The sequence below is a fragment of the Bacteriovorax sp. DB6_IX genome (genome assembly GCF_000447775.1).
Lineage (GTDB): Bacteria > Bdellovibrionota > Bacteriovoracia > Bacteriovoracales > Bacteriovoracaceae > Halobacteriovorax_A.
In genome coordinates this window covers 1-6,066 of sequence record NZ_AUNJ01000415.1, presented here as the reverse complement: position 1 = coordinate 6,066, position 6,066 = coordinate 1, and the positions used below count along the sequence as shown (strand labels likewise).

Annotated in this window: 5 protein-coding genes; all 5 read right to left on the bottom strand. The window is 36.8% G+C overall.

Annotated elements, in window-relative coordinates; all coding sequences use genetic code 11:
- A partial coding sequence (locus tag M901_RS13005; RefSeq protein WP_021277847.1) for a hypothetical protein occupies nucleotides 1-358 on the bottom strand: 358 nt, incomplete at its 3' end.
- A gap of 11 nt (nucleotides 359-369) precedes the next feature.
- Nucleotides 370-1,449, bottom strand: a complete 1,080-nt coding sequence (gene cheB, locus M901_RS13000; protein WP_021278664.1) for a chemotaxis-specific protein-glutamate methyltransferase CheB — start codon at nucleotides 1,447-1,449, stop codon at nucleotides 370-372.
- An 11-nt stretch (nucleotides 1,450-1,460) separates the two neighbouring features.
- Nucleotides 1,461-3,368 carry a methyl-accepting chemotaxis protein gene (locus M901_RS16710; RefSeq protein ID WP_021278663.1) on the bottom strand — a complete coding sequence of 636 codons (1,908 nt, stop codon included), beginning with the start codon at nucleotides 3,366-3,368 and terminating at the stop codon, nucleotides 1,461-1,463.
- Between the two features lie 12 nt (nucleotides 3,369-3,380).
- Nucleotides 3,381-3,860 (bottom strand): chemotaxis protein CheW, encoded by a 480-nt coding sequence (locus tag M901_RS12990; RefSeq protein ID WP_053335880.1) that lies wholly within the window; start codon nucleotides 3,858-3,860, stop codon nucleotides 3,381-3,383.
- 2 nt (nucleotides 3,861-3,862) lie between these two features.
- Nucleotides 3,863-6,066, bottom strand: a 2,204-nt coding sequence (locus M901_RS12985; RefSeq protein ID WP_021278666.1) for a chemotaxis protein CheW, incomplete at its 5' end; no start/stop codon positions are given.

Sequence of the window (6,066 nt, the reverse complement as noted above, 5' to 3'; positions counted from 1 at the left end):
CAGTATTCGTAAAATCTTCGTTCTGGTATTTCTCATAAAGTCCAAGAACCTGAGATTTTTCTGCATATTTTTCATTAACTAGTAAATCAATTAGATTCTTAGTGTGTAATCTTTGAAACTCATCAACTTTTGTGAGAACTTCGTCAGAAACACCGAGTTGCTTCATACTTGAAAGTACGTCATTCCCACTATCCAAAGAGAGAAATATAACTTCAAGCAATTTATCAACATCAAGAAGGTTTAACTCTACAACAGCTGATAAAGTACTTGGGCGAGATTCAAGTTGCTTAATGGCAGCTTGAATAAAACCTTCTTTTTCAACAGCAGAGTTATCTACTAAATACTTTCCAAAGTTCATCTATTACCTTCTTAAATTCTCTTCGCTATCTCAGTTAAAAGTGGCCCAAAATCCTCTAAATTAAGAATTTTCGCACCTATATTTCTTCTATTCACTGCACCAGGCATTCCCCAAACAACAGAAGAGCCTTCGTCCTGAATAAATTGATAAGCTTGTTTTTCTTTTAATGCTTCACAACCATTTGCTCCATCTTCTCCCATTCCGGTTAAAATAATGGACATTACCTGATTCGAAAAGTTTTCAGAAACTGATTGAAAAAGAACATCAACAGCGGGTCTTACAAAACAAACCTTTTCATCTTGGTTAAGAGAAAGCGACAAATCTTTTTCCAATTTCATATGATAGTCACCTGGAGCTATATAACAAACTCCATTCTCTAACTTCTCACCCCCTGCTGCTTCTCTTACGTCCACAGGAGAAACCTTGTCTAACATTTCTGCCAGTTTCTTTGTAAATAAAGGTGGCATATGTTGTACAATTAGCATTGGATAGCTTGGTCTTTCTGTAATTCCTTTAAAAATTTTTGTTAGAGCTTCAGGACCTCCTGTAGAGCATCCAATTAAAACAAGTTTTGGCTTTACGTTCATTGTACTTACAACATCAGACATTGTGCTACTTGCTTCGGGAACTCCCTTAGGCTTTATCGGTGCAAGAGAAGTCTGCTCTGGACTAATTGGAGCTGTAGCTCTTTTCGACTTAAGCGCTTCAATCTTTGGAACCAATTCATCTCGAATCATTTCAATTGAGCTTTCAATTGTTCCTTGGCCTTCTATTTTAGTAACAAAGTCATCGGCTCCACTTGAAAGTGCATCAATCGTCCTTTCAGCACCACGAGTCGTAATTGCAGAAAAAACGATAATAACAACCTTGCTGTTAAACTTTCTTATTTCTTTAATTGTTTCCATGCCATCCATAACAGGCATTTCCATATCTAAAGTTATTAAATCCGTATCAGGATTTTGCTTTAAGAAATCAACAGCTATCTTTCCATTGCTACAAGTCTTAAAAACATTATAACCAGGCACTTCTGAAAGTGCCTGGTTTATTGCTGTTCTATAAACGATAGAATCGTCTACAACGAGTATTTTCATTCTATGCCTTTTTAAATTTCAATCTTATCCACATGAACTTGTAAAGTGTCCGCCATCTCTCTCAGAAGCTTCGCTGCGTCTTGTGTATTGGCTGCATCTTTTCCAGTTGTAGCTGCGGCTTCAGATACTTGACCAATATTTTCATTAATCTGTTTAACACCTTCAGCTGCTTCAGTTACAATTCGTGTTACTTCATTAGTTGTCGCAGCCTGCTCTTCAACAGATGCAGCAATATTACCTGCATATCCATTTACTTTTTCAATCGCATCAGAAATTTCACCAATTGCATTTACTGCATTCTTCGAATCACTTTGGATAGTTTCAATTTTCTTCGTAATATCATTAGTCGCTTTTGCTGTTTGTTTAGCAAGTTCCTTAACTTCATTGGCAACAACGGCAAAGCCTTTTCCGGCCTCTCCAGCTCTTGCAGCTTCAATCGTAGCATTTAGAGCGAGAAGGTTTGTTTGTTGTGCAATCGAAGAAATAACCTTGATCACATTTCCAATATCCATACTAGATTCACCAAGCTGTCCAATAATCTCATTAGTCGACTTGGCCATCTTCATAGCCTCGTTTGACATAGAGGATGCTTCATTTGTAGTTTTTGTAATTTCTTTAATTGCAGCAACCATTTCTTCCATATTTGATGCTACAGTTTGTACACCAGCATTGATCTCTTCAGATGCAGTACTTGCCGTATTTGCCTGAGCAGATGTCTCTTCAGCTCCAGCAGATAAAGAATTTGAAAGTGCCAATAACTGCTCTGCAGAATCAGATAGTCCTTGCGCACTCTTAGAAAGATCATCAACTAAAGCATACTTATCAGTGATTACATCCCATGTTACCATTGGTCCGAGATACTCCCCTGAACTATCAAAAATAGCAGATACTAAGAGATCTAGTTTTTCTGGTCCAACAGAAATAACGGCCTTGTGTGGGAGGTTCGCTGGATTTCCAAAGATTTTACGAGGTCCCTCTGGATTCTTATGTAACCAGTCAATACTTTTCCCAACTAAATTATCGACTCTGTCAGGTAGATATTGTTCAAGTCCTTTTAAAGTCGTTCTTGAACTTTCATTCATATAAATCATGACACCTTCAGGTGTCGCCATCATTGTGTTGATAGGCGATTTTTCAACCATCTGAGATGTTCTGGCCATTTCTGTTTCAGTTTCAAGCTTCTTAGTGACGACTTCCCATGTCACCATTGGTCCTAGGTATGTACCATCAGTTGCGAGGATTGGAGAGACAAGAAGGTCAAGTTTTTCAGGTCCAACAGAGATAATTGCACTATGTGGAAGATTACTTGGATTTCCAATAATTTTTCTCTGAACCTCAGGATCTTTATGAAACCAGTCAATACTATTTCCAACTAAGTTATCCACCTTATCTGGTAAATATTGCTCTAATGTTCTTAGAGTATTTGTTGATGCCTCATTCATATAAAGGAGGTTACCATCAGGGTTTGCCATCATCGTGTTAATTGGTGATTTATCTACCATCTGACGAATTCGAGCCATTTCAATTTCTAATTTTTGCGCCTCAGTAACAACTTCCCAAGTTACCATTGGTCCAAGGTATGTTCCATTATCTGATACTATTGCCGTAACAAGTAGATCTAGCTTTTCAGGCCCAACTTCAATAATTCCCTTGTATGGTAAGTTTGCTGGATTTGCGATAATTTTCTTTTGAACTTCCGGATCTCTATGAAACCAATCAATACTTTTACCTACTAGGTTTTCAACTCTATCTGGTAAATACTGCTCAAGTGTTTTAAGCGTTGATGATGATGCAGCATTCATATAAGTTAGGATACCTTCAGGCGTTGCAAACATTGTGTTAATTGGTGATTTCTCAACCATTTGTTCAAAATTTACATTCGTCCCGCTAGGCATCTCTGCTACTCCTAAGTTTGACATAAAAATCCCCTTTTAAACGTCTACCGACAATACTTTTTCTAAATCTAATAATATTAATAAATTGCTTTCTAATTTATAGACACCTTTAATATATTTCTTGATGTTGTCATTAATTGTTTCTGGAATACTCTCAAAAGTTTTCTCTTCCACATCAATAACATCTAAAATTTCATCAACCATTAAGGCATAAAGCGAATCACCATTACGAACAATGATATTCATATGGTCATCGCACTCATTATCTTCCATCTTAAATAGTCTTCGAAGACTGACAGATGTTACAATCTGTCCCCTTAAATTTATTAGCCCCTTAACATACTCCGGTGACAAAGGAACCGTTGTCAGAGGTTGAGGTTTAATAACCTCCTGTACATCCAATACCGAGATTGCATAATAATCACCTTTAATTTTAAAGCCACACAACTGCGACAAAGATGAATTGAGACCTTCGCCACCACTATCTTGTAATTCTTCGTTAGACACTACTTCCATAATTATCCTATTAATTGATTGATTACTTCTACTGCTCTAAAATTATTTTGCTTATCAAAGCAGAAATCAAAACCTTCATTAATCAATTCATCATATTTTCTTTCAACTACTGAAGACACTGCAAGAATAGGAATTTCTTTTAAGTCTTCTTTTGCCCTAATTTCCTTCAACAACTGAATTCCATTCATATGTGGCATATCTATATCTGTTACTACAGCAATATAGTTCTTGCTCACCAACTTCAATGCTTCTTTACCATCAACAGCTGTATCCACTTCAAAGCCTGACTCTAAAAATAACTCTTTTTGTATTCTTAAAAATAGTTCCGAATCTTCAACTATTAAGACGCGACCTTTAGAATTTTCTACAGAGGAAGCTGAAGCAAAAGGTAAGCCATCTACAATTTTAAAAATATCTAAAATGGTAATTGTTTTGTCATTGATAAAAGCTGTTCCTATAAACCCGTCTCTATCAGAAGTATCTGTTGAAATCTTCGAATGATTTATAGCAATATCACGTATCTCTGAGACAACAAATCCAAGCTGTACCCCTCTGGCGTTTATAACAATAACAGGGAGTTCTTCTTGTCCGTTGGACAGGGCTGAATCTTCAGATATGCCAAGAGTGTTTTCTAGTTGAACAAGCGGCATCGCCTTTCCACGGTATCTCACGAGTGGCATATTTCCACTCCATTCAACATCCTTAATAGAAAACTCTTCTAATCTATGAACAATAGCTAATGGAATTCCATACTCACGCCCATCCTCAAGAGAACAAAGTAAGACTTCGTCATTATATGCAACCTCTTTTTCTTGATGACGATTTGAGAGATCAACATCAGACTTCTTCTGAGCTTGAACCCTTCCCATATGATTATAATACCCAAGTGCATCTATAATAAGGGCAACAGAACCATCTCCCATGATTGTAGCTCCGCCATATATAGATAACTCCTTAAGCTCTCTACTAAGTGGCTTAACAACAATTTCTTCTGTATCTAAAACTTGATCTACAACAAGACCATATATTGCACCTTCTGCATTTAAAATGGCGATATTTATATCAGATGATTTAAGCTCTTCACTTGCTTCGGTTAAGTTCAAACTAGAATCTAGTCTAAATATAGGAATAAGATCACCCCTTAAACGGTAAAACTCTGAATCATGGATGTGCTCAATTTTCTTCTCATCACCTTCTTCAATACGAACAAGCTCAACGAGGTTCGTTTGTGGAATAGCGTATGTTTCCCTACAACTTTGAACAACTAAAGCTGGAACAATCGCAAGAGTAAGAGGAATGCGTAATTTAAAAATTGTTCCCTCTCCGACTTTTGAACTAACATCTACCGATCCACCAATCTTTTCAATATTTGATTTCACAACATCCATTCCGACACCGCGGCCAGAAATATTTGTCACTTGCTCTGCTGTAGAAAAACCAGGAGTAAAAATTAAATTTAGAATCTGTTTTTTAGTAAGAGCTGCTCCTTTCTCACTTGAGATAAGCTCTTTAGATATTGCCTTAGCTAATATCTTCTCTGGATCAACTCCGTTTCCATCATCAGCAATTTCAATTGTTACCTGACCACCTTCATGATAGGCCCTAATTGAAATTGAGCCCTGATCAGGCTTTCCATTGCTAACTCTTTTTTCGGGAACTTCTACACCATGATCAACAGAGTTTCTTATTAAGTGTGTTAATGGATCACGAATGGCCTCGAGTAGAGTTTTATCTAGTTCAGTTTCTTTACCTGTAATAGTCAGTTTGATATTTTTACCTTGCTGACGCGAAAGATCTCTGACGACACGTTCAAACTTACTTAGAACGCTACCAACTGGTTGCATTCTAGTTGTCATAATATCTGTCTGTAGCTCAGTTGTAATTGCATTCAATTGATGTGCAAGTCTACTCAGCTCAGAGGAAGTATCATTGTTCGCATATTGAAGAATTTGGTTTCTATTAAGTACTAACTCTCCTACAACATTCATGATCTTATCCAAGAGCGAGACATTCACCCTTACAACAGAGTCTACAAGATTAGTACTTCCAGTTGCTTTCTTACTAGAATTTGATTCCGTTGAATTAGACTTGTTATTTTTTTCTTCTATGATTTTATTTTTTAACTCTTCTGCTTTAAGCCTTAACTGATGAAGGGTTCCCTTATCTGTCGCGACTGCTTCAGTATTTTCTAATGAAACTTCTTTTG